The sequence below is a fragment of the Nonomuraea sp. ZG12 genome (genome assembly GCF_052068115.1).
Lineage (GTDB): Bacteria > Actinomycetota > Actinomycetes > Streptosporangiales > Streptosporangiaceae > Nonomuraea.
Window position 1 is genome coordinate 1 of the sequence record NZ_JBQHCW010000034.1, and the last position, 23,870, is coordinate 23,870.

Consider the following 23,870-nt stretch of genomic DNA (forward strand, 5'->3'; position numbering starts at 1 on the left):
CCAGGCTCGAACCGCGCCGGCTTCGACAACGCCAGCTCCACCAGCTCCTGCGGCCGGTAGGTCCTGAACCGGTCGTCGACCCACTCCTGGCCCTTGGCACCGTAGGGGATGGGGATCCCGAGCGTGACCGTCCCGTCGTCGTAGACCTCGCCGGTGAAGTTGAACAGCCCGCTGGTGTGCTGCAACAACATCCGCACCGTGATCCGCTCGTCCAGCCCGAACTCCGGCAGATAGCCCGCCACCGCCTCGTCCAGACCGATCCTGCCCTCCGCCACCAACTGCAGCACCACGGTCGCGGTGAAAGTCTTGGTATTACTACCGATCCGGACATGCCCGTCCGTCGACGGCTTCACAGAACCACCCAACTCAGCCACACCCGCGCTGCCGGCCCACTCACCCCGCTCATCACGCACCCGCAACGACACCCCCACGAAACCCGCATCGACGACCTCCTCCATCACCTTCCGCAACTCCGGACGACCCTGCCCCGCAGCGGCCATACCAAGGGCTGCGGTGATCTTGCGGGCCATCTCGGCCGTGGTGGTGCTGGGCTTGTCCGGGTGGGCCTGGGCGGCTTCGAGGGCGAGAAGGATGGTGCTGCGGAAGTTGCCGGCCTCTGCCGGAGCCTGCCGGCCGAGCAGGTTCATGGCTGCGGTCAGGGCCGGCAGCACCACGTCGGCGAGTTCGGCGACCGTCTTGCCCTTCAGGTCGATGTCCTTGGCCTTCGCGGCGAGCACGTGCCCGACCAGACCGGTCGCCGACGTCAGGGCGATGGAGGCAGCCGTGGCGGCCTTGTGGGGCGAGCCGGTGGCGGCGGCCATCAGCGAGACGGCACCGTACGCGGCGGTCCGCAGAGTGCTCTTGTCCTGGTCGGAAAGGGTGACGGACATGGCGGTTCGCTCCTACACATCTGTTACATCAGGCCGGCGTCGTGCCGCTGTGACGAGCTTCCACCCTGACCCAAGGTCAACCTCAACCGTGATCTGGCTCACGGCCGCGGTCCCACGCGAGCGGATCTTCGTCACCGGCGCCGTTCCAGCGTGAGCAGCGGCTCGGAGAACACCGGCGCGGGGGCTCCGGGATCTGCGGCGACGGCCCGCTCCAGGCGGCGGAAGCCGGCCTCCAGCTCGTCGGGACTGAGCTGAGCGAAGAACGAAAGGGTACGCAGGCGCAACCGTTCGAGCACGTCACCGCAGGTGCCGGAGGACGGCTCGGTCACCGTGCCGAAGCAGGTGACGCGCCAGCCGTCGGCTGTGAACATCGCGATGACCTCGTGCAGCGGCTGAAACAGCGAGGCGTCCACCTCGAAGCCGCGGGGGAAGTGCTCCAGCCACCACGGCCTGGGATGGTGGTCGCTGAAATTCCCGCGCAGCAGCAGCCGCCCGCCGGGCCTGAGCACCCTGGCCAGCTCCCGGACCGCCCCCGGCTTGTCCTGGACGTGGTGCCAGGACAAGAACATGAGCGCGTAGTCGGCGCTGCCGGACGGCACCGGCATGTCCTCGGCGGAGCCTGCCAGATATCGCACCCCGGGATGCGGGGACTGCGCCAGCGCGGTCTCGCGCATGCGGACCGACGGCTCGACGCCCGTGACCGGCCCGAACGCTCGCGCCAGCGCGGGGGTGAACCTGCCGGTCCCCGAGCCGACGTCCAGCCCCGCCAGCGGACGCCGCTCGGGCAGCACGGCCTCGAAGGCGCTGATCCAGGTCCGCAGCTGCTGCTCGGTGAGCGCACGGCCGCGCGGGTAGTTCTGGTACTGCTCGGTGTCGTAGTCGATCCGCCTCATCGCAGCTCCCGTATCAGGTGGTGGTCTGGCCAAGAGAAGCCCGCGGCACGAGAACTTGCGCGCGGAAGATCGCGTCCAAGCATGAATGAGATTCTTACGCATGCTCCCGGCGGGCGCCCTTATCGTCCTGGGCGCAGGGTGCGGCGGCGACGTGGCGTCCTCCACGGCGATACTCCTGCCGGAGCGGCGAGCCAGGACTTCGAGTCGTTCGCGGTGCTGGGCCACGGCTTCTCGGACGCCGAGCTGACCAGGGCGGCCAACGGAGTGGCAGAGGATCTGCGCCGGCCTCGGATCGATGCCGCGCATCTGCCGCAGGGCCTGGACCTCGTCAAGACCGGTTCGCTGCCCTTCGGCAACTGGCAGGCGGAACTCGGCGGAACGGAGCAGGTCTGGACCAACCGGCGGGCGCGCTCCAGAATCTCCGTCGGTCAACTGCCCGGCGATGCTTCAAGGTGTCCGCGGTGGGGCCGGCCGACGAGGTGGTGGACGCGTTCGTCCGGAATCTGCGCCCGGCCGGCCCCGAGGTCGTCGAGCGGGCGCGTGGCCAGATCCTGGACTTCAAGCTCTCCGCTGAGATGAAGGACGGCAAGGTCGGCAACACCGTACGGCGCATCCCCTGAGCGGCATGTCGGTCAGGGAATCACCCCAGCGGAGGCATCCCTGCGACGCCCCGAAGCGTTACAGGCTGTTCCAGAACTCGGACAGCATGCGGGCCCCCTGAGGGGCGTCCTCAACCATCCACCAGTGACCGATTCCTTGGAGCTCCACGGCGCGAGCACCGACGCGTTCGGCGGCACTGTGGCGAATGGCCACGCTGCCCATGGTGTGGTCCTCGGTGGCAACGGGAACCAAACCGGGCCGGGAGGCGACGTTGGGAAGATCGCGGCCACGCTCATGCAGCTTCGGCGGCACCGCGTCCCGGTACAGCGCGAGAATGGCCTTGCTCATCTCCGCGCCCTGCCCGAGCGCTATCACCCCGGCCGCCGGCTCGGCGATGCCCCATTCGACCATGCGTGCCGCCCGATCACCGACGCCGCCGGCGAAGAGCTCCTCGAGGTGCCGCTCTCCATCGCCTGGCGTCTGCCAGATCTGTGCCAGCTCGTGCCAGACGAAGTCCGGTTCGTAACCGCCGATGGAGTCGCTGACCCAGCTGCGCACCAGGTCAGGGCGGGCCATCGTGGCTTCCAGAACGTGCCCTCCTCCCATGGCGTGGCCGACGAGGTCCACAGGTGCATCGAACCGCGAGAGCTCGTCAATGAGCCAGCTCCGGTAGTCATCGAGCGTGGCGCCGAAATTCGCGGGCAGTGGGGCGCCGAAACCGGGGGGCGAGAGCAGGACCACATCGTCGTGGCCCAGCGTGGACAGCTCCTTGAGCAGCGGCGTCCACACCGCAGAGGTGACGAGGACGCTGTGCACGAAGGCGATGGTCATGTGCGAGTTTCCTTACGTGAGGATCTGATTGATCTACTGAATGCTCGGGCTCACAGCGTGATCACGATCTTGCCGTGGACGTGGCGGCCGGCTTGGCGTGTCACGGCATCGCCGATCTTCTCGATCGGGAAGGTCGCGGCGATCGGCACGGTGATCTCGCCGGCGAGGATCGCATCGGTGATCCGCTCCAAGGCATCCGGCCCCGCGTCGACGGCACCGATGGGGCGCACCCCGCCGGGCGGATTGGGTCCGGCGGCGATGGTGGAGATCCGCGCGGGCGGTACGCCGAGCGCCAGCGCGGCCTCGGCCGCCTCCGTGCCGAACAGGTCCGTCGCCGCGGTCACTCCGCCGGAAGCGGAAGCCAGCGCCCGTACCCGGTCCGCCAGTCCGGGGCCGTAGGCCACGGGTTCGGCACCCAGGTGCCGCAGGAACGCGAAGGTGCCCTCCGCGGCCGTGCCGATCACGGTGGCGCCGGCGAGCTTCGCGAGTTGTACGGCGAACACGCCCACGCCGCCGGCGGCGCCGCCGATCAGGACGGTGTCGCCGGACCGCGGGCCGATCACCGCCAGAGCGGCGGCGGCGGTGTGGCCGGCCACCGGAAGCGTGCTCGCCACCTCGTCGCTGATGCCCTCCGGCGTACGGAAGAGGGCGTCGGGCAGCGCGGTGGGCGTCCTGACCACCAAGAAGTCGGCAGCGGCTCTGCCCAGCGCGCCGCCGTAAACACGGTCGCCCACGGCAAGACCCGTGACGCCGCCGCCCACCTCGTCGACGGTGCCGGCGAAGTCGGACCCGAAGCCGGACGGCACGGTGATGCCGAACCGCGCCGCAGCCTCAGGCCGTGAGGCGATGCCCCAGTCCATCGGATTCAGCCCGACGGCCGCCACGCGGACGCGAACCTCACCCGGCCCGGCGTGCGGCTCCGGAATCTCTCGTAGCTCCAGCACTTCGGGACCTCCGAACGTCTCGTAAATGACAGCTCGGCTCATGTACAGACCTCCAGCAGACAAGTGATGGGACTTGGTTCCGTCACCATACATCACTGATGGGACCAAGTGCCGTATGCTTCGTCCATGGCCCGATGGCAACCAAAGGCATCAGAGCGGCTAGCCCTCGCCGCCCTCGAACTGTTCGCGGAGCGGGGCTACGAGAACACAACGGTGATCGACATCGCGCAGCGCGCGGGGCTGACGAAGAGCACGTTCTTCCGGCACTTCCAGGACAAGCGGGAAGTGCTCTTCGGCGGCGACACGATGACCGGCCTGCTCGTCGAGGCGATAGCCGCCGCGCCGGCAACCGCAACCCCGTTCGAAGCGGTGGCTCATGCCCTGGACGCGGCCGGGAGGGAAGCCTTCACCCCCGCTCGCCGCGAGTTCAGCGCCCGCAGGCGGGCAGTGATCGCCGCCAACCCGGAACTGCAAGAGCGCGAAGCGCTGAAGGGCCTCGGTCTCACCGCGGCGATGACCGGCGCGCTCAAGCGGCGCGGCGTTCCCGACCTGACCGCGTACGTCGCCGCGGAGCTGGGCGCGCTCGCCGGGAAGATCGCCTATGAACGCTGGAGCGAGACGGCCGACGGCGACGACTACAGCGAATACGTGCAGCGGGCATTCGGCGAAGTGCGAGCAGCCAGCGCCTCGTGCTGACGGCCGACAAGCCGGCCGCGCTCGCTACGGCGCCCCTGGACGCGGTGGCGTTCTCAGTGCGGGATCACCCAGCCCGGCGCCCAGGTCCCGGCGGCGTCGTGGCCGGGCGCCGTGGCGGCGAGGTGGGCGCGGAGGGTGGCCAGCCCTGGGTGGGGGTTGTCGCGGTGCCACAGGAGCGAGTGCGGATAGACGGGCGTCGGGTCGGTCACCGGGATGCGGCGCAGGCCGTGGTCGACGGGCCAGACCAGGCGGGTCTGCTCGCTCATGAACGTGGCCAGGGCCGGGGTGTCGGCGATGGTGTCGAGAAGCACGTCCGAGCCGAAGTTGGGGCCCGTCGCCTCGATGGTGAGGCCGAACTCGGCGACGAGGTCGTCGTAGTAGGCGGCCCACTCGGTACCGGGAACGATGCCGGGCATCCAGATCCGGTGCCCGGCGAGCTGAGCGACGGTCACCGACCGGGCGCCAGCCAGCGCGTGGCCGGGCCCGGTGAGGAGCTGGAGCGGCTCGTCGAGCACCCGTACGGACTCGATGTCCTCGGGAAGGGGCCGGCCGGGCACGGCGACGGCGCGGAACGACGCGTCGATCGTGCCGGCCCGAATGGCGGCGACGGCCGTCTCGACGTCGAACAGCATCACCACGTCGAGCTCGATCTCGGGATGCGCGCGGTGGAAGCCGCGCATCATGCCCGAGGTCGCGCTGCGTGAGGCGATCACGTCGACGCGCAGCGGCCGGCTGCCGGGAAGCACGGACGCGACCGCGCGCTCGGCGACGCGCAGCAGTTCGCGGGCGTGGGGCAGGAACGCCTGCCCGTCGATGGTGAGCCGGGCCCCGCGCGGGGTGCGGGTGAACAGCCGCACCGCGAGGTCCTGCTCCAGCCCGGCGATGCGCTTGGAGACGGCCTGCTGGGTGATCGACAGGTCTGCGGCGGCGTGCTGGAACTGGCCGGTGTCCACGACGGCGACGAACGTGCGCACAGCATCGAGATCCACACCGACCGACCTTATTGCACAACTCATGGTTGTGTACGCGCGGCCATCCGGTTGTTTGACCTGTCTATCACCTGAGCGTTTTGATCTCAGGGATCAACGGCTGGTTGTTTCCGAGAGATGGCGGGGTGCGCGTTGGGAAGGTCGCTGGGGCGGCGGTTCAGGTGGTTCTGGGCCGCGTATGCGGTCAGCGCGTTCGGCACGTGGCTCGCGTTCGACGCGTTCGCCCTGATCGCGATTCTCGCTCTCGACGCCGGGCCGACCGAGGTGTCGGTGCTGGCCGCCGCGGGGCTCGCGGTGGGGGCGGTGGTCGCGGTGCCGCTCGGGCCGTGGGTGGAGTTCCGTCGCAAGCGGCCGGTGATGATCGCGATGGATGTGATCCGGTTCGCGGCGCTGATGAGCGTTCCCACCGCCTACGTGCTCGGCCGGCTGAGTTTCGCGCAGCTCCTGGTCGTGGCGGTCGTCGTCGGCGCGGCCGACATCGCCTTCACCGCTGCGAGCGGAGCATGTCTGAAGGCGCTCGTCCGGTCCGAGGACCTGCTCGTTGCGAACGGGCGGTTCGAGGCCACGACCTGGACCGCCACCGCGCTCGGGCCGCCGCTCGGCACCGCCGCGATCGGGCTGGTGGGCCCGGTGGCGAGCGTGGCGGTCAACGCGGCCAGCTTCCTCCTCTCGGCCGCGGGGATCCGGGCCATCGGCGGGCGGGAGCCACGTCCCGCGCGGCCCGCCGCACCGCCCCGGCCAGGAGCCGGCGACCTGCTGGAAGGCTGGCGCCATATTCTCGCCAGCCCGGCGCTGCGCCCCTTGTTCTTCAACACCGTCCTGGTCAGCGGCCTGATCATGGCCGTCTCACCGTTGCTCGCCGTCCTCATGCTCGGCGACCTCGGGTTCGCACCCTGGCAGTACGGCCTCGCCTTCGGCGTCCCCTGCGTCGGCGGCCTCATCGGCTCGCGACTGGCCCGCCCGCTCCTCGCACGGTTCGGCCAGCACAAGGTCATGCGCACCGCCGGGACCCTGCGCGCGTGCTGGCCACTCGGACTGGCCTTCGTCCACCCCGGCCCCACCGGGCTCTTCCTCGTCATCGCCGTCGAGCTCGGGCTGATCACCTGCATGGGCGTGTTCAACCCGGTGTTCGCCACCTACCGGCTCGAACAGCTCCCGCCGGACCGGATCGTCCGCACACTGTCCGCCTGGTCGATCACCAGTAAAGCCACCATCGCGACCATGACCGGCCTGTGGGGCCTGCTGGCCGGCCTCACCAGTCCCCGCACCGCGATCGCGATCGCGGGGCTCCTGCTCCTGACGACCTCGCTCCTCCTCCCCCGGTACGACCGCACGCCCCCACTCAAGAACGCCGACCAGGCGCCACCGGAAAGGCGAACACTCGCATGAGCACCACTCCCGCGCTCGACCCCGCACACACCGCCCTGCTCGTCATGGACTATCAGCCCGCGATCCTCGCGCTGCTACCCGAAAGCGACAGTGAAGCCCTGCTGGGACGCATGGAAAAGGTGATCGCCGACGTACGCGCCACGGGCGGCACCGTGGCCTATGTCCGGGTCGGCTTCACCGAGGCCGACTGGGCTGCGATCCCGCCCACCAACAAGTCCTTCGCCCCGGTGGCCCAGCACCGTCTCATGCACCACGCGGACCCTGACACCGCTGTCCACGAACGTCTCGCTCCCCAGGACGGAGACATCATCGTGCGTAAGACCCGTTACGGAGGCCTGTCCACCACCGACCTCGATCAGCGGCTGCGCCAGCACGGCATCACCACTCTGATCATCGCGGGCGTCAGTACCAGCGGCGTCGTCCTGTCCACCGTCCTCGACGCGGCCGACCGCGACTACCGGCTCTACGTCCTGACCGACGGCGTCGCCGACCCTGACCCCGACGCGCACGACGTCCTGCTCCGTCAGGTCCTTCCCGCACGGGCTCATCTCATCGAGACCGCCGAGTTGCCCACCCTCCTGCGGGCTGACCAAGGGTGCCGGTAGGTCCCTCCTGCCGCTCATGTCAGGCGGTGCCGGTGAGAGGACGTGTCACCGTTGACGCTTGGCCTTGGCACCGACCAGCCACAGGCCGACACCGAGCAGGGCGAGAACCACGGCGGCCACCCAGATCCAAGCCGGGGTCCCGCCACCGCTCTCCGCGGACGCGGGAGTCACCGATGTCGCGGGCTCGGCCGGGGCCATGGTGGTGGCCGAGAGGCTCGGCGCAGTGCTCGGCGCAGTGCTCGGCGCAGTGTTCTGCGCGGTGCTCGGCCCGGTGGCCGAGGCTGGCGTCGTGGGGTCGGGCGAGGGTTCGCCTTCGACGGTGAAGGGGATCTCGCCCTCGATCGGGTGCCCGTCGGAGGACACCACCCGCCAGCCGATGACGTACGTCCCGGCCGCCTGGGGCGCGGGCACCTCGGCACGCACGAACTTCCCCTCGACGGCCGGCTCGCCGATCTGGACCTGACGATCCTGAGCATTGCGCAGAATCACGAAAGGCATCCGGACACGGGCCGAGAACTCCAGCTCGATCTCGTCGAGCGAGGTGACTTCGGCGTCCTTGGCAGGTGAGCTCGCCTTCAACCGGTCGTGAGCCAGGGCGGCGGGAGAGCAGAACAATACGAGCAGGCCGCAGATCAAGGCGGCCAGGATGGAACGAGGCGCGATGGCCATCGTGCGACTCCGTAGATACGAGCCCGGCCCGCGCGCGTGGCGCGGCCGGGTGCGGCGAACGGGCGCGCGGCCAGGACGGCGCGCGCACCGGATGACTACGGGGCGCCGGGAAACGGATGCGTCAGCCGGCGTGGGCGAGCATGGGCGGACCCCGCCGGCGCACCGCCGCCGCGAACTCCCGTGAGCGCCACGGCCTGCTCTGGACCGCGAACAGGGCCGGCCGTTGTCCGGCAGGGGCCCGCACAAGACCGGCCGGCATCAGGAACAGCAGCCGCGGCGGGGCCGTCGCCCACAGCCGCAGCATGGTCCACACGACGCTCTCGCCCTGGTGCAGCCACCAGCCGCTCAGCAAGGCGACCGTCAGATGGACCAGCGCCATGCCGACGTTCACGTGGCTGTGACCGCCACCGGCGGGCACGGCGGGCGCGATCTGCGCGAACACCTGGTGCAGGACGACCTGAGTGATCGCCGTGGCGGCCAGCACGGTTTCGCACGCGCGCTCACGCCCGTTGAAGACGAGCGCGAGGGCGAAGGGCACCACCGAACTGACCACGAGCGAGAGGGCCGAGAGCGCGCCGCCCCCGGCGAACATGTGACCACCCGCCGAGACCATGACGCAGACCACCGCGAAGGCGGCTGCGCGGATCAGGCGAAGAGCCAGGGCCATGACCACATCCTGTCAGTCCGGTGCGGGGGCGGGAACCGGGGATCATCGGCGGCATGGAGAGCCCGGCCCCCGCCCGAGGAGGATCCAGCGGAAATAGGGTCATGGGCATGGCCGACCGCATTCTCGTCCTGAACACGGGCTCCTCCTCGATCAAGTACGAGCTCGTCGACCCGCGCACCCGCGAGCGTCCGGCCAGGGGCCTGGTCGAACGCATCGGGGAGAAGCAGGGTCGGCTCACGCACCGGAGCGGGGATGGACCGCCGTATGTCCGTGACCGCCCCTTCCCAGGTCATGACGAAGGTCTGGAGGCGATGATGGAGGCGTTCGCCGCCGCCGGACCGGAGCCGACCCCGGTCGCGGTCGGGCATCGGGTGGTGCACGGCGGGGTCCGGTTCGCCGAGGCCGTGCTCATCGACGACGAGGTCATCGCCGCCATCGAGGAGCTGGCCCCGCTCGCGCCCCTGCACAACCCGGTCAACCTGACCGGCATCAGGCTCGCGCGCAAGATGTTCCCCGAAGTGCCGCAGGTGGCCGTGTTCGACACCGCGTTCCACCGCACCCTGCCGCCGGAGGCCTACACCTACGCGGTGCCGCGCGAGTGGCGCGAGCGGCTCGGCGTGCGGCGCTTCGGCTTCCACGGCACCTCGTGCGCGTACGTGTCCCGCCGGGCCGCCGCCTTCCTGGGCCGCGACCCGCAGGAGGTCAACCTCATCGTGCTGCACCTCGGCAACGGCGCCAGCGCCACCGCGATCGAAGGCGGCCGCAGCGTCGACACCTCGATGGGCATGACGCCGCTGGAGGGACTCGTCATGGGCACCCGTTCCGGCGACGCCGACCCGGCACTCGCCGGCTACCTCGCCCGGGCCGGCGGCCTGGACGCCCAACAGGTGGAGCACGCGCTCAGTCACCAGGGCGGCCTGCTCGCCCTGACCGGATCCAGCGACATGCGCGAGGTACGCGACCGCGATGACGACGAGGCCCGGCTGGCCCTGGAGATCTACACCCGGCGGATCCGCAAGTACGTCGGCGCGTACCACGCGCTGCTCGGCCGGGTGGACGCGATCGTGTTCACCGGGGGCGTCGGCGAGAACGACGCCGCCACCCGCGCCGCCTGCCTGGCGGGGCTCGGCCGGCTCGGCATCACCGTCGACCCCGCGTCCAACCAGGCGGAATCGGCCGGCGAGCGCGCGGTGTCTCTTCCCGGCGCCGAGGTGCCCGTCCTGGTCATCCCCACCGACGAGGAGTGGGAGATCGCCCGCCAGACCCTCGCGCGGCTGCCGTCAACGGGCCGCTCCTGAGCCGGGGCCGGTGGATGGCCGTACAGGGCTCGGCGCGGAACCGTGAGCCCGCTCCCCCACCTGCGCGGCCGTGACGGCGACGGTGGTGACGATGTCGGCGACGGTGGCGCCGCGCGACAGGTCGTTGACCGGCTTGCCCAGCCCTTGGAGCACCGGCCCCACCGCGACGGCGCCGGCACTGCGCTGGACGGCCTTGTACAGGTTGTTGCCGGTGTTGAGGTCGGGCACGACGAAGACGGTGGCGTGTCCGGCGACCTGGCTGTCGGGCATCTTGGTCCGTGCCACGCCGGGGTCGATCGCGGCATCGTACTGGATCGGCCCCTCCACCTGGAGGTCGGGGCGTCGTTCGCGGACCAGCTCGGTGGCGGTGCGGACCTTGTCGACGTCGGCGCCGGCGCCGGAGGCGCCCGTCGAGTACGACAGCATGGCGATCCTGGGATCGACGCCGAACAACGCCGCGGTGCGCGCAGAGGAGATCGCGATGTCGGCGAGCTGCTCGGCGGTCGGCACGGGGTTGACCGCGCAGTCGCCGTACACCAGCACCCGATCGGCCAGGCACATGAAGAACACGCTGGAGACCAGGCCCAGGCGCAGGATCTCGAACGCCGGCCTGATGGTGTGCGCGGTGGTGTGGGCCGCACCGGAGACCATGCCGTCGGCCATGCCGGTGTGGACCATCAGCGTGCCGAAGTAAGAGACGTCGGTGACGGTGTCGCGGGCCAGCTCGACGGTCATCCCCCGGTGCGCCCGGACGGCGGCGTACTCGCGGGCGAACCGTTCGCGCAGCTCGGCGTCGAACGGGCTGAGCACCCTGGCCTCGTCCAGGTCCAGGCCGAGCTGAGCGGCCCGTACCCTGATGCGTTCCTCGTCGCCGAGCAGCGTGAGCTCGGCCACGCCCCGGCGCAGCAGGACGTCGGCCGCGCGCAGGATGCGCGGCTCCTCGCCCTCGGGCAGCACGATGTGCCGGCGCCGGGCGCGCGCCCGGTCCAGCAGTTCGTACTCGAACATCAGCGGTGTGACGACGTCGGTCTTGGTGATCGCCAGCCGCTCCAGCAGCAGCCGGCCGTCGACGTGCTCGGCGAACAGCCGCAGCGCCGTATCGATCTTCCCGCCGGCCTCCGGGGTGAAGCGGCCCTCCACCGCCGACAGGCGGGTCGCGGTGTCGAAGGTGTCGTGGTCGGTGGCGATCACCGGCAGGGGGATCGCCATGCTGCGCAGCAGCCGGTCGACCGGGGCCGGCAGGTCCGTGCCGCCGGTGACCACCACCGCCGACAGGGCGGGGAAGCCCGGCGAGGTGTGCGCCGCGATGAGTCCGGGCAGGAGCGCGGCGGCCCGATCGGACGGGATGATCACCGCCGTGCCCTCGGTGTAGCGGTCCAGGATGTTGGGCAGCGACATCGCGCCCACCATCAACGCGCTCGCCTCCCGGCCGAGTCCGTCCCGCTCGCCCAGGAAGAATCTGCCGTCACAGGCGTCGAGCAGGTCGGCGACGGTCGGCGCGCGCAGGGAGGAGGTCTCCGGCAGCACGAACACCGGCGTCGGATGCGTGATCGTGAGCGGCCCGGCGGCTGCCCGGCTGACCACGACCGCGAGCTCGTGGGCGTGATGCTGCGCCAGCTCCCTGGACGACAGCTCGACCGCCGCGGCGATCCGCTCCCCCGTCCGCCCCCTTCCGCTCACCACGTTGATCACGGGCGTCCCCAGGTCGGCGGCCAGCCTGGCGTTGTACCCGAACTCCATCGGCGCGCCCACGTCGGTGTAGTCGGTGCCGACCACCACCACCGCGTCGCACCGGCCGGCGAGCGCACGATAGCGGGCCACGATCTCGCCGGCCGCACGCTCGGCGTCGGCGTGCACCTCGTCGTAGGTGACGCCCGCGTACGCCGCGTAGGGCAGGCCGAGCTGGAACCTGCTCCGGACGGTGTTGATCAGGCTGTCCTCGCGCCCCGCCCGCACCACGGGACGGAACACCCCCACCGTGCCCACCTGCCGGGACAGCAGCTCGACCAGGCCCAGGGCGACGGTCCCCTTGTTGCTTCCCGCCTCACCCGCCGCGACGTACACCGCACGTGTCATGTCCCTCATTGTGGTGGACGAGCCAGGGACGGGGTGTGGGCGGACGGCTTGAGCCGTACCTGCCGGGACGGTGGATCCGGCGGCAGGTACCGGCGCGACACCCTCCTTACGCTCGTGCCGCGCGGACCTGCGAGTAGATGGCCGTCGCTGCCAGCGCCATGAGGCCGAGCATCCAGTACTGCCACGCCTGTGACAGGCCGAGGAACACCGTGGTGTTCTGGATGAGCTGCAGGAGTACGACTCCGAAGAGGACGCCGATGAAGCTGCCCCGGCCGCCGAAGATCGAGGCTCCGCCGAGGACGACGGCGGTGATGCTGGCCATCGTGTAGCTGACGCCGGCGGTGGGGTCGCCCACGCCGATCTGTGCCATCAGCAGCAGCGCGCCGAGCATGGTGAGCAGCGCGCTGATGAGGTAGACGACGAGGTGGACGCGAGCCACCGGGATTCCCCGGTTGCGCGCGGCATGCTCGGACGAGCCGGTGCCCCGCAGCCGGAGCCCCATCATGGAACGCCGGGACATCACTTCCAGCAGGATGAGGACGGCGGCACCGACGATCACCGCCCAGGGGACGGGGCCGATGCGCGCGCCCAGCGCGTCGGTGATGGTGCTGGAGATCGACCCTCCGGGGGAGTCACGCATGACCAGGGAGAGTCCCTGAAGCGCGGTGTAGGTGACCAAGGTGGCGACCACCGGTGTCACCCGGGCATATCTGACCATCATCCCGTTGCCCAGTCCCGCACCGGCCGCCGCGAGGATCATCAGCACGAATCCCAGGATCCACCACCCGGCTCCGTACCCGTCGAGGACGTAGAACGAGGCGATGACCACGAGCGTCCCGCTCAGGGGACCGACCGACAGGTCGATTCCTCCGGTGAGCATGACGATGAGCTGCCCGGCGGCGAGGAAGAGCACGGGCGCCACCAGCCCGAGCATGCTGGCGATGTTGAATTCGGACAGGAAGCGGTCGCTCCTGGTGGCGCTCACCAGGGCCAGCAGCACGATCGCGGCCGCAAGGAACAAGCTGGGCGCCTGCTCGCTGGCGAGCAGCCGGCGGAACCGGTCGAGCGGCCCCGTACGTCGTGCCGGCCCGGTGGCCGCCGAGGTCTGATCCGACGTCGCCGCGGTGAGGGACGCCTCGGTGATGGCGTGCTCGGAGATCTGGTCGCCGGTCAGTTCGCGGACGACCTGCCCCCGGGAGAACACCAGCACCCGATCGCACAGCCCGGCCAGCTCGACGTTGTCGGAGCTGAGCACGACCACCGGCGTTCCCGACTCGGCGGTGGAGCGGAGCCGGTGGTAGATGTCGGAGCGCACACCGACGTCGATGCCCTGGGTGGGTTCGTCGCACAGCAGCACCTTGGGCGCGGAGAGCAGCGAACGGCCGAGTACCACCTTCTGCTGGTTTCCTCCCGACAGGTGATCCACCGCGGAGTCGGGTGAGGCCACCTTGATGCCGAGTTGCTCGATCTCCTTGGCCACCACCGCGTTCTCGGCCGATCCCCTGACCACTCCGGCGACGGCGGTCTGGTTCGTGGCGGCCACGCCCAGGTTCTCCTTGACGGAGAGTACGGTCGCGACGCCCTCGACGTGCCGTTCCTGGGGCATGAGCACCACCCCGGCGCGGCGGGCACGTCGGGGGCTGCCGAGCTCGACGGTGCGGCCGTCGACGGTGATGTCGCCACCGGTGACCGGGTCGGCTCCGCCGAGCGCGCGGATGAACACGCGCTGGCCGTTGCCCTCCACGCCGGCGAGACCGAGGACCTCGTTGCGGGCGAGCGTGGTGGTGATCCCCCGGAGCCGGTCCGAGCGGAGATCGCGCACCTCCATCACGACATCGCCGACGGAAGGGGGACGCGGCGGGAACAGCGCGTCGATCTCCCGGCCCGCGATGCGGGTGATGATCTCCTCCTCGGTCACCTCCGAGGCGAGGAAGGTTCCGCGTATCTGCCCGTCGCGGAGCACGGTGAGACGGTCGGACAGGGCCATCACGTCGGGCAGCCGGTGGCTGATGTAGACCACGGCCATCCCGCGGGCGGCGGCCTTCCGTACCTGCTCGAACAGCCTCTCGATCTCGGCCACCATGAAGGGCTCGGTGGGCTCGTCGAGGATCAGGACGCCGGGCTCGCAGGCCAGGGCCCCGCAGATCTCGAGCGCCTGCTTCTCGGCCAGGGTCAACCGGCCGGCCACGGCGGCCGGGTCGATGTCCATCCCCATCGGGAGCAGTCGTTCCCGAGCCCAGTCCTGAGCGTCGCCGAACGACGGCCGGAGCCGCTTCGGCACGCTCAGCAGCAGGTTCTCGGTGACGGTGAGGTCGGGGAGAAGCGCCGGATGCTGGAAGGCGATGGCCAGGCCCTGCTCCCGTGCGGCGATCGGGGACAGGTGCCGCATCGGCTCGCCCGCGATCTCGACGGTGCCCGCATCAGGTGCCAGCGCTCCGGATGCCACCGCCATGAGTGTGGACTTTCCGGCTCCGTTACCTCCCACCAGGGCATGTATCTCGCCCGGGTGCACCTGAAAGTCGACCGCGTCGAGCGCGACGACGCCGGGGAAGCGTTTGGTCACCCCACGGAGAACCAGTCCAGCTGTCGAATCGACCATGCGAAGGATCACTCCTCACTCCGGCTCATCGCCTCCGCCGGGCACGCGCCCGGCGGAGGGCAACGAGCGATCAGCTGTAGGCCTGCTTGAGCTGCTCCGGCGTGAGCTCGGAGGACAGGATCGCGCTGGCGGGAAGGGTGGGGTCACACTTCGGGGGCTTGGACTCGTCGAGCGTGTTCTCGAAGATCGGGATGTTGATGATCTCGGGCTCGTCGTTCTCGATTCCCTGGTGCGCGGCGACGGCCTTGCGCAGTGCGAGGCGGATGATCCAGGTACGTGCCGACACCGTCACGCTCTGGAAGGTCGGGTGCTTGTCCGCGTTCTCCTTCCAGGCGCACGCGAAGCCGTTGAGGTCGTTGGCGGTCCACAGCGGCAACGGCCGACCGGCCTGGAGGAAGGCGCGGATGCCGCCCAGTGACGCGTCACCGGAGTCGGTGATCACACCGTCGATGGCCGGGTACTTGGTGAGCAGCCCGGACACGACCTTCTGCATCTGCGCGGGGTTCCAGTTGGTGTCGATCGGCTTGCCCGGCTCGTTCAGCAGCTTGACCTTCGCGCAGGCGGCGTTCTCCTTGAGCTCCTTCTCGATGCCGACCATCTCGGTGAGGCTCTGCGTGTTGCCCGGTGTGCCGCCGAGGAAGATGACGTTCCCGCCCTTGGTGCCGAGTGACTCGCACATCCAGCGGGTCCAGGTCACGCCGTCGTTGACGGTGTTGTGGCCGACGAACGAGGTGTAGTCCGTACCGGGCTTGCCGCCGGGGTTCGCCGTCCACGGCACCACCTGCACGCCGGCCTTGTAGGCCTCACGCAGCGTCGGCAGCAGCGCCTCTCCGGCGTCGGGGAAGACCACGAGGGCCTCCACGCCCTGGGCGACCAGGGCCTTGACGTCGCTGATCGCCTTCTGCGGGTTGTTCTGGCCGTCGGCGTAGGGCAGCACGGTGATGTTGGGGCACTTGCTCGCCTCGTCCTCGAACTCGGCGCGAGCCGTCTTCCGGAAGGCGTTGTCGCCGGTACCGTCCGCGAGCGCCACCTTCACCGGCTTGGTGCCGCAGAAGTCCTTCATGGGGCGAAGCTGCGAGACGTCTCCGATTTTGGCCGCATTGTCGTAGACGGCCTCGACACCGCCCTCGGTGGCGTTCGACGTGCCCGGTCCGCCGGCGCAGCCCGCCGCGCCGAAGGCGGCGAGGGCCAGGACGGCGGCTGAGCGGCGGGCCAGGGATCGGGGTTTGGAGAAAGTCATGGGGATCTCCTGTCTGGGGGACATGGGTGAGCGGGACGCGGCGGCTAGGGCGGGCGGCTAGGGCGGGCGGCTAGGGCGATGGCAGCGTGGACGCGGGATCGGGGGCGCGGCCTCGCAGCCGCGCGCGGATGGAGCCCCAGGGCACCCCGCGGGCCACCACGCTCAGCGCGAGTACGGCCGCCTGAACGAGGAGCTGGGTGGCGGTGGACGCGCCGGCGGCGAGGACCACCTGGTCCAACTGGGTGAGGAACAGCGCGGCGACAGCGGTGGCGGCCAGGTTGGTGATGCCGCCGGACAGCAGGCTTCCGCCCAGAACGACGGCTGCGATGGTCGGGAGCAGGTAGGTGTTGCCGAGCAGGATGTCCGGGGTCCGCAGGTAGCCGGCGAGCAGGGCTCCGGCCAGTGCGTAGCAGATGCCCGCCCCCACGTACGCACCTATCTCGTAGGGGCCGGTGGGCAGGCCGAGCAGTCGCGCTGCGGGCCGGCCGGCGCCGACGGCGATGAAGCGCCGGCCGAGCACCGTGTGCCGGATGATCCAGTGCGCGAGCCCGACGACCACGACCGCGACCAGGAGCAGGTTGGGGATGCCCGCGACGGATCCGACCGCGAACGCGCTCAGCGTGGCGGCGGCCGAGGCGGGGAAGCCGTTGGAGACCTGCAGGACCACGCCGATGAGGATCGAGTTGACCGCCAGGGACGCCACGAACGCCGCGATGGACAGCCGGACCACGGCGAACCCGATGACCAGGCCACCCAGCGCGCCCACCACCAGTGCGAGCGCGACGGCCGCCCAGACCGGGACCCCCGATCCGGCGGGGAGTTTGGTGGCGAGCACCGCGGCCAGCGCCATCCCGCCGGGCACCGACAGGTCGATGCCGCCGTGGGCGACGACGAGGGTCTGCCCGAGCGCGGCGATCGCCATCACCGCCGCGAACGGAAGCATGGACAGCACAGCGGATCCGGAAAGGCTGCCGGGCGAGATCAGCGGGCTGGCGGCGAAGAGCAGCAGGGTGATCAGCCAGATCGAGGAGAACCGACCGGCCTTGAGGCGACGCAGATCGATCAGCCCGCCAGGACCGGCGCGCTCGGCCGGCGGCAAGGTCGTACGGTGCGACATTGACGAGTACCTTCCGGGAAGTCTGCGGGTCTGTGCTCAGATAGCGGGTCTGTGCTCAGATGGCGGTGTAGCCACCGTCTACGGCCACGTCCGCGCCGGTCACGAAGCTGGCGGCGGAGCTCAGCAGGAACGTGACCACTTTGGCCACCTCGTGCGGGTCGGCCAGGCGCGCGATCGGGTGGCCGGCGATGAGCCGCTGCCGGGCGGCGTCGGGATCCGGCTGGGAGCCGAGGTAGGTGGCCAGTTGCTCGGTGGCGACCGAGCCAGGGCTGACGACGTTGCACCGGATCCCTGAGGCGGCGTAGTCGACGGCGATCTGGCGGGACAGTTGCAGCACCGCTCCCTTGGAGGCGCAGTAAGCGGCCTGGCCGGGCAGGCCGACCGTCCCGGAGATCGAGGAGAGGTTGACGATCGACCCGGGCGTCCCCTGGGCGAGCATCGCGCTCACCACGTTCCTGCACAGGAGGAAGGTGCCGGTCGCGTTGACCGTCATGACCCGGTTCCACTCGTCGAGGGTGGTGTCGACCAGTGGTTTCGCCACGATCGTGGCGGCGCAGTTGACCAAGCCGTCGACTCGGCCCCACCGGTCGGTGGCGACCCGTACGGCACGGGCGACCGCCTCCTCGTCGGTGACGTCCAGGCCGTGTGCCAGAGCGTCGCAGCCGCTGGAACGGAGTTCGGCGGCGAGCCGTTCCACGAGTTCGACGCGTTGATCCGTGAGGAGGACGGACGCGCCGGCCGTCGCGCATTCGCGCGCCGTCGCGGCGCCGATCCCGCCTCCAGCACCGCTGAGGATCACTACTTCTGGCACAACTCGGCCCTTCTCCCATGGAATGTCCGATTCGATCGGGCCACCATTGCATGCAGCGTGCAGCATGTCAACGACTTGACGTGCTGCATGCTGCATGCCACTCTGCCGGGTATTCCATAACCACCGCACCCAGGGATGGCACGTTGACCGGCTCACCTACCGAAAGCGGCGTCCTGATCGGTGTCGCCCAGATCAGCGTCGACCGGACGGACGTGGCGGCCAACGTCGATCGGGTCGTCCAGACCGTGCGGGACGGCGCGACGGCCGGGCATCAGCTCCTGGTCTTCCCCGAATGCGTGCTCACCGGATACCTGTACGACTCCCGCGCCGAGACGCGCGCCGCCGCGATCAACGCCGCGGACCCCAGGATCGGCCGCATCGTGGAAGCCTGCGGCGAGAACTCCACGACCGCGGTGGTGGGCCTGCTGGAGGAAGCGGACGGGCACGTCTACAACTCGGCCCTGGTTCTCGGACCTTCCGGGATCATCGGCCGCTACCGCAAGCAGCACCTGCCGTACCTCGGCGCGGACCGGTTCGTCGACGCGGGCGCCGATGCGGCGCCCCGGGTGGTCGACACCCCCTTCGGCCGGGTCGGCGTGATGATCTGCTTCGACCTGCGATTCCCCGAATCGGCCCGGGAACTCGCGCTCCAGGGCGCCGACGTCATCGCGATGCCCACCAACTGGCCCATGGGGTCGGACATGCTCGCCGACCACATGACGCGGGTACGCGCACTGGAGAACCTGGTCTATCTCGCGGTGGCCGACCGCGCCGACTCCGAGGCCGGCACTCGCTTCATGGGCAGAAGCCAGATCATCGCGCCGTCCGGAGCGGTGCTGGCCGACGCGGGCCAGGACGAAGGGCTGTTCGGCGCGGTGATCGACGTCCACGCCGCCCGGACCAAGCGGCTGATCAAGAAGCCGGGCGAATTCGAGCTTCCCGTGTTCTCCGGCCGCCGGCCCGAGATGTACGGCGAGCTCACCCGCCCGATGACCTCGGGCCAGTAACCGGATCGAACAGGAAGGCGGGCACCACCATGTGTGGACCGGCGCTCATCAGCGAAGCGACCAGAAACAAGATCGCGGCGTACTGTGCGGAGTTCCGCGAGGTCAGCCGCAGCCCCTTCGGTCCCGACGACGAGATCGGCATGCTCAACCTGCTCACCCCGGAGGCCTCGCGCGCCGTGCTGGCCCGGGCGGACGGCGGCAGCGTCATCGACCTGTCGGTCGACTACTTCGTCGGCATGCCCTCGTGGACGAAGGCCGGCGACCCGAACTTCCAGCAGTGGATGACGCACACACCCGCCGGCACGGTCCTGGACGACATCACCGGGGTGGGCCGCGCGCAGAACGAGCTCGTCTCCTACTCGGGTGACGCGATCTCGATGTACACCCACTGCGGGACGCACATCGACACCCTCAACCACTTCGGGTACAACGGCCAGATCTGGAACGGGTTCTCCGCCCAGGAGCACATCAGCTCGCGGCACTGGACCAGGTGCGGCGCGGACAAGATCCCTCCCATCATCGCCCGCGGGGTGCTGTTCGACATCGCCGCCCTGCACGACACCGACGTGCTCCCGGACAACTACGGGATCGGCGCGGACGATCTGCGTGCGGCCATGCGCCGCCAGAATGTCGAATTCCGGCCGGGTGACGTGGCGCTGGTGCGTACCGGCCGGATGCGCGCCTGGCCCGAGATCGACGCCTACATCGACAACAGCCCTGGACTGAACCTGGACGGCGCCCGGTTCCTCGCCCGGCTGGGTGCGTCCGTCATCGGCGGCGACACCCTCGCCCTGGAGCAGATGCCCGGCAAGGACGAGGAGAACTGGCAGGTCGTCCACACCTATCTCCTGGGGGAGGCGGGCGTTCCCATCATGGAGGTGGTCGACTGCGAGCAGATCTCGGCCGAACGGCTCTACGAGTTCGCCTTCGTCGCCGCCTCCATGAAACTGCGCGGTGCGACCGGTGCTCCGATGCGCCCGCTGGCCATGCCGCTGCGCCCCTGATGCCGCCGGCCCTCTCTTCCCGAACCAGCCAGACCCCGGAGGTCCACATGCACGCCCGACCGACTGAATCGGCCATCGACCGGAACCATACGTCCTACGGCGATGACGGTTTCAGCACGTACCTGCGGCGTGCCTTCCTTGCCTCCAGCGGGTACGACGACGAGGCGCTGGACCGGCCGATCATCGGCATCGCGGTGACCAAGTCCGACTACAACACCTGCCATCGCGACATGCCGGCCCTGCTCGAGGCGGTCAGACGTGGCGTCCTGGAGGCCGGCGGCCTGCCCATGGACTTCCCGACCATCTCGCTCGGGGAGATCCTGACCTCCCCGACGACGATGCTGTTCCGCAATCTGCTCGCGATGGACACCGAGGAGATGATCCGCGCCCTTCCGATGGACGCCGCCGTTCTGCTCGGGGGGTGTGACAAGACGGTACCGGCCCAGCTCATGGCCGCCGCCTCCTCCGACAAGCCGGTACTGCTCGAGGTGGTCGGACCGATGATGACCGGCAGCTGGCGAGGCGAGCGGCTCGGGGCCTGCACCGACTGCCGGCGATTCTGGGGCAAGCACCGCGGCGGGGAACTCGACCAGTCCGAGATCACCAGCGTCCGCAACGAACTCGTGTCGACCGCGGGCACCTGCGCGGTCATGGGCACCGCGTCCACCATGGCCTGCCTCACCGAGACCCTCGGCATGATGCTGCCGGGCGGCGCCACTCCCCCGGCGGCCACCGGCGCCCGCCTCCGGCACGGCGCCGAGACCGGTCGTCGAGCCGTCGAACTGGCGCGGTCGGGAGGTCCCCTTCCCCGCGAGATCCTCACCCCGGCCGCCTTCCGCAACGCCGTCCGGGTGCTCTCGGCGATGAGCGGATCGACGAACGCGCTGATCCACCTGATCGCGGTCGCGCGGCGGGCCGGAGTGGAACTCAGCCTCGAGGACTTCGACGTGGTCGGCGCCGACGTGCCGTTCCTGGTCGACTGCAAGCCCGCCGGGTCGGGATATCTGGAGGACTTCCACCGATCCGGCGGACTTCCCGCGCTGCTCAAGGTCCTCGAACCCCTGCTTGAGCGGGAGACCGTCGGGGTCACCGGGAGAACCCTGGGCTCGCTGATCGCCGAGAGCCCCGCCCGGGAGGACTGGCAGACGACGATCCGCCCGCTGGAGGACCCCCTCGGCGCGGCGGGGAGCCTGGCGGTGCTCCACGGCACGCTCGCGCCGGGCGGAGCGGTCATCAAGTCGGCGGCCGCGAGCCCGCACCTGATGAACCACACCGGACCGGCCCTGGTCATCGACTCGGCTCAGGACGCCCAGCGGATCCTGGACGACCCGGACCTGGATGTCACCCCCGACCACGTACTGGTGCTGCGCAACGCGGGACCGATCGCCGCGGGCATGCCCGAAGCCGGTGCTCTGCCCATCCCCGCCAAGCTGGCTCAGGCCGGGATCAGGGACATGGTGCGGGTCTCCGACGCGCGGATGAGCGGCACCTCCTACGGCACCGTCGTGCTGCACTGCGCCCCGGAGAGCGCCGCCGGAGGGCCGATCGCGCTCGTCCGCGACGGCGACCTCATCAGGCTGGACGTCGCGGCGCGGCGGCTCGACCTCCTCGTGGAGGAGGATGAACTGGAGCGGCGGCGCGCGGACTTCACCCCGCCCGAACTGCCCGAACGTGGTTGGCGGAGGTTGTACGCGCAGACGGTCCTGCCGGCCAGCGAGGGAGCCGACTTGTCCTTCCTTTGATCTCTTGAGTGGCAGTGTTGCATGTTGCATGCCACATCCTTGTTCTGAGTGATATCGTCTCGGCCGACCAAGCGTTCCGGACCATCCGGCGAGGCGCTGTGCGGACCGACTGACCGGGAGCCAAGTCCAAATGGAGCAGATCTCGACGGACCAGACGTCGCTGGCGGCCCAGACCTTCGAGGCAGTCCGCCGGGCGATCGTCTCCGGCGAGCTCGCACCTGGCACCTTGCACTCCGTGGTGGAGATCGCCGCTCAGCTGGGCGTCTCACGGACACCCGTGCGTGAGGCCCTGCTGCAGCTCGCCACGCACGGGGTCGTCCGGTTCGAGCGGAGCCGGGGCGTCCGGATCCTTCAGATAGCGACCCGCGACATCGAAGAGATCTACTCGCTCCGCTTCCTGCTCGAAGTCCCCTCGGCCTATCGTGCCGCGACCATGATGACCGACGCTCAGATGGCCCCGATCTCGAAGGCGCTCGAGAGGATGCGGCAGGCCTGCGAGACCGGCGACGAGCGGCTGTTCCAGGAAGAGGACGTGAAGTTCCACGAGCTGATCCTGGACGCCGCGGGCAACACGCGAGTGACCCAGTCCGTCGCGACGATGCGGGCGCAGATGTCGGCACGTGGCCTGTCCACCACCAAGACTCGGACCCTGTGGGACATCTGGCGGGTCCACGAACGCATTCTCGAGCGCATCCAGGCCCGCGACGACCAGGGGGCCGCACAGGCCATGCGTGATCACCTTCTTGAGACCACGCGGCTGCTGCTGACCCAGTCGACCGGTGACCCGGAGGCCGGCGCCGCCTTCACCCCTCCTGTGCTTCCTGTCTTCACCGACGATCACTAGCCCCCGGCGGAGTGGTTCAGCTACGGGTCAGGGCCTGGAGGCCGACCACGCGCAGCAGTTCCAGCCGCTCGTAGGATCTGCTGCCCGGGCGGGCGGTGTAGACGATCAGGCGTTGGTCGTGCTCCGGGTTCAGCAGCACCTCGCAGTCCAGCTCCAGTAGGCCGACGACCGGGTGCAGGAAGCGTTTGACGTCGGTGCGGCGTACGGCGACCTGGTGGGTGTCCCACAGCGCCGAGAACTCCTCGCTGCGGGCGCGGAGCCGGCGTACGAGCCCTGCCAGCCGCGCGTCGTCCGGGCGGCGGGCGAGTGTGGCGCGTAGATCCGCCACTACCGCGAGGGCGGCACGGTCATGGTCCTCGGCCGGGAAGAGTTCCCGCGTGGAGGGGTCCGTGAAGTAGCGCCAGGCGATGTTGTGCTCCGCCTCGGAGCGGGCGGACGCGTCACCGTGGAGCGCCCTGGCCATCGCGTTCTGCGCGAGGACGTCACCGCGGTCGCTCACCACCTGGGCGGGAACGTCGGTCAGCCGGTCGAGAACGAGGAGCAGGCCGGGGCGGACGTGCTCCGTGGTCGGCCGGTTGCGTGGGGGCTCCTCGCCGGCCAGGTGGAAGAGGTGGTCCCGTTCGTCGCCGGTCAGCCGCAGCGCGCGGGCGACGGCGGCAAGCATCTGGCGGGACGGGCGTGAGCCCCTGGCCTGCTCCAGCCGCGTGTAGTGGTCGGTGGACATGTCCGCCAGCTGCGCCACCTCCTCGCGGCGCAGTCCCGGGGTACGACGCCGCGCGCCCTGCGGCAACCCCACGTCGGCGGGGGAGAGCCGGGTACGGCAGCGGCGCAGGAAGTCGGCCAGTTCGGTTCTGTCCACACCTCCACCATGCCCTGTGACGCCAGCCGCAGCCAGGGACCGCCCGTCCCCGGACAAGGACGTCTCTCCCGCCGGCGCCCGCACGGCCGCATGCTGGCAG

General features: G+C 70.3%; 22 protein-coding genes. 9 read left to right on the forward strand and 13 right to left on the reverse strand.

The window, feature by feature from the left end:
- Both ACTMTF_RS44625 and ACTMTF_RS44630 read right to left on the reverse strand, forming a co-directional pair.
- Positions 1-890, reverse strand: an 890-nt coding sequence (locus ACTMTF_RS44625; protein WP_441116154.1) for a serine hydrolase domain-containing protein, incomplete at its 3' end; no start/stop codon positions are given.
- Between the two features lie 131 nt (positions 891-1,021).
- Positions 1,022-1,783 carry a class I SAM-dependent methyltransferase gene (locus ACTMTF_RS44630; protein WP_441116155.1) on the reverse strand — a complete coding sequence of 254 codons (762 nt, stop codon included), beginning with the start codon at positions 1,781-1,783 and terminating at the stop codon, positions 1,022-1,024.
- A 461-nt stretch (positions 1,784-2,244) separates the two neighbouring features.
- On the opposite strand from ACTMTF_RS44630, the gene ACTMTF_RS44635 reads away from it, so the two are divergent.
- Positions 2,245-2,403 carry a hypothetical protein gene (locus ACTMTF_RS44635; protein WP_441116156.1) on the forward strand — a complete coding sequence of 53 codons (159 nt, stop codon included), beginning with the start codon at positions 2,245-2,247 and terminating at the stop codon, positions 2,401-2,403.
- A 58-nt stretch (positions 2,404-2,461) separates the two neighbouring features.
- Here ACTMTF_RS44635 and ACTMTF_RS44640 read toward each other — a convergent pair whose 3' ends face one another.
- Both ACTMTF_RS44640 and ACTMTF_RS44645 read right to left on the reverse strand, forming a co-directional pair.
- Positions 2,462-3,214: an alpha/beta fold hydrolase gene (locus tag ACTMTF_RS44640; RefSeq protein WP_441116157.1), complete on the reverse strand. Its 753-nt coding sequence runs from the start codon at positions 3,212-3,214 to the stop codon at positions 2,462-2,464.
- 50 nt (positions 3,215-3,264) lie between these two features.
- Positions 3,265-4,200, reverse strand: a complete 936-nt coding sequence (locus tag ACTMTF_RS44645) for an NADP-dependent oxidoreductase (protein WP_441116158.1) — start codon at positions 4,198-4,200, stop codon at positions 3,265-3,267.
- Positions 4,201-4,284: 84 nt separating this feature from the next.
- On the opposite strand from ACTMTF_RS44645, the gene ACTMTF_RS44650 reads away from it, so the two are divergent.
- Positions 4,285-4,854, forward strand: coding sequence for a helix-turn-helix domain-containing protein (locus tag ACTMTF_RS44650; protein ID WP_441116159.1), 570 nt, complete (start codon positions 4,285-4,287; stop codon positions 4,852-4,854).
- A gap of 53 nt (positions 4,855-4,907) precedes the next feature.
- Here ACTMTF_RS44650 and ACTMTF_RS44655 read toward each other — a convergent pair whose 3' ends face one another.
- Complete coding sequence (locus ACTMTF_RS44655) at positions 4,908-5,870, reverse strand: LysR family transcriptional regulator (RefSeq protein ID WP_441116160.1); 963 nt, start codon at positions 5,868-5,870, stop codon at positions 4,908-4,910.
- A gap of 105 nt (positions 5,871-5,975) precedes the next feature.
- Between ACTMTF_RS44655 and ACTMTF_RS44660 the strand changes: the two genes are divergently transcribed.
- Both ACTMTF_RS44660 and ACTMTF_RS44665 read left to right on the forward strand, forming a co-directional pair.
- Positions 5,976-7,232: an MFS transporter gene (locus ACTMTF_RS44660; RefSeq protein ID WP_441116161.1), complete on the forward strand. Its 1,257-nt coding sequence runs from the start codon at positions 5,976-5,978 to the stop codon at positions 7,230-7,232.
- On the forward strand, positions 7,229-7,837 hold the full coding sequence (locus tag ACTMTF_RS44665) for a cysteine hydrolase family protein (protein WP_441116162.1): 609 nt from the start codon (positions 7,229-7,231) through the stop codon (positions 7,835-7,837). The genes ACTMTF_RS44660 and ACTMTF_RS44665 overlap by 4 nt, the downstream gene beginning before the upstream one ends.
- 45 nt (positions 7,838-7,882) lie before the next feature.
- Here the strand turns inward: ACTMTF_RS44665 and ACTMTF_RS44670 are convergent, their stop codons facing one another.
- Entirely contained in the window at positions 7,883-8,506 is a 624-nt protein-coding gene (locus ACTMTF_RS44670; RefSeq protein ID WP_441116163.1) for a copper resistance protein CopC, read from the reverse strand.
- Positions 8,507-8,627: 121 nt separating this feature from the next.
- Positions 8,628-9,173 (reverse strand): hypothetical protein, encoded by a 546-nt coding sequence (locus ACTMTF_RS44675; protein ID WP_441116164.1) that lies wholly within the window; start codon positions 9,171-9,173, stop codon positions 8,628-8,630.
- Between the two features lie 107 nt (positions 9,174-9,280).
- On the opposite strand from ACTMTF_RS44675, the gene ACTMTF_RS44680 reads away from it, so the two are divergent.
- On the forward strand, positions 9,281-10,471 hold the full coding sequence (locus tag ACTMTF_RS44680; protein ID WP_441116165.1) for an acetate/propionate family kinase: 1,191 nt from the start codon (positions 9,281-9,283) through the stop codon (positions 10,469-10,471).
- Here ACTMTF_RS44680 and pta read toward each other — a convergent pair.
- From pta to ACTMTF_RS44705, 5 genes are all read right to left on the reverse strand, one after another.
- On the reverse strand, positions 10,454-12,547 hold the full coding sequence (pta, locus tag ACTMTF_RS44685) for a phosphate acetyltransferase (protein WP_441116166.1): 2,094 nt from the start codon (positions 12,545-12,547) through the stop codon (positions 10,454-10,456). The genes ACTMTF_RS44680 and pta overlap by 18 nt on opposite strands.
- 106 nt (positions 12,548-12,653) lie before the next feature.
- The gene (locus ACTMTF_RS44690) at positions 12,654-15,110 is read right to left on the reverse strand and encodes an ATP-binding cassette domain-containing protein (RefSeq protein WP_441116167.1); all 2,457 of its coding nucleotides are present in this window, start codon (positions 15,108-15,110) and stop codon (positions 12,654-12,656) included.
- 106 nt (positions 15,111-15,216) lie between these two features.
- Entirely contained in the window at positions 15,217-16,386 is a 1,170-nt protein-coding gene (locus tag ACTMTF_RS44695) for a substrate-binding domain-containing protein (protein WP_441116168.1), read from the reverse strand.
- A 70-nt stretch (positions 16,387-16,456) separates the two neighbouring features.
- Entirely contained in the window at positions 16,457-17,503 is a 1,047-nt protein-coding gene (locus ACTMTF_RS44700) for an ABC transporter permease (protein WP_441116169.1), read from the reverse strand.
- Between the two features lie 55 nt (positions 17,504-17,558).
- On the reverse strand, positions 17,559-18,314 hold the full coding sequence (locus ACTMTF_RS44705; RefSeq protein WP_441116170.1) for an SDR family NAD(P)-dependent oxidoreductase: 756 nt from the start codon (positions 18,312-18,314) through the stop codon (positions 17,559-17,561).
- A gap of 143 nt (positions 18,315-18,457) precedes the next feature.
- Here ACTMTF_RS44705 and ACTMTF_RS44710 point away from each other — a divergent pair, with 143 nt between their 5' ends.
- The 4 genes from ACTMTF_RS44710 (at position 18,458) to ACTMTF_RS44725 (ending at position 22,911) form a co-directional block, all read left to right on the forward strand.
- Positions 18,458-19,321 (forward strand): carbon-nitrogen hydrolase family protein, encoded by an 864-nt coding sequence (locus ACTMTF_RS44710; protein WP_441116171.1) that lies wholly within the window; start codon positions 18,458-18,460, stop codon positions 19,319-19,321.
- A gap of 29 nt (positions 19,322-19,350) precedes the next feature.
- Entirely contained in the window at positions 19,351-20,325 is a 975-nt protein-coding gene (locus tag ACTMTF_RS44715; RefSeq protein WP_441116172.1) for a cyclase family protein, read from the forward strand.
- A gap of 47 nt (positions 20,326-20,372) precedes the next feature.
- Entirely contained in the window at positions 20,373-22,067 is a 1,695-nt protein-coding gene (locus tag ACTMTF_RS44720) for a dihydroxy-acid dehydratase (RefSeq protein ID WP_441116173.1), read from the forward strand.
- Positions 22,068-22,197: 130 nt separating this feature from the next.
- Positions 22,198-22,911 carry a GntR family transcriptional regulator gene (locus ACTMTF_RS44725; protein WP_441116174.1) on the forward strand — a complete coding sequence of 238 codons (714 nt, stop codon included), beginning with the start codon at positions 22,198-22,200 and terminating at the stop codon, positions 22,909-22,911.
- Between the two features lie 16 nt (positions 22,912-22,927).
- Here ACTMTF_RS44725 and ACTMTF_RS44730 read toward each other — a convergent pair whose 3' ends face one another.
- On the reverse strand, positions 22,928-23,770 hold the full coding sequence (locus ACTMTF_RS44730) for a helix-turn-helix transcriptional regulator (RefSeq protein WP_441116175.1): 843 nt from the start codon (positions 23,768-23,770) through the stop codon (positions 22,928-22,930).
- Positions 23,771-23,870 lie beyond the last annotated feature (100 nt).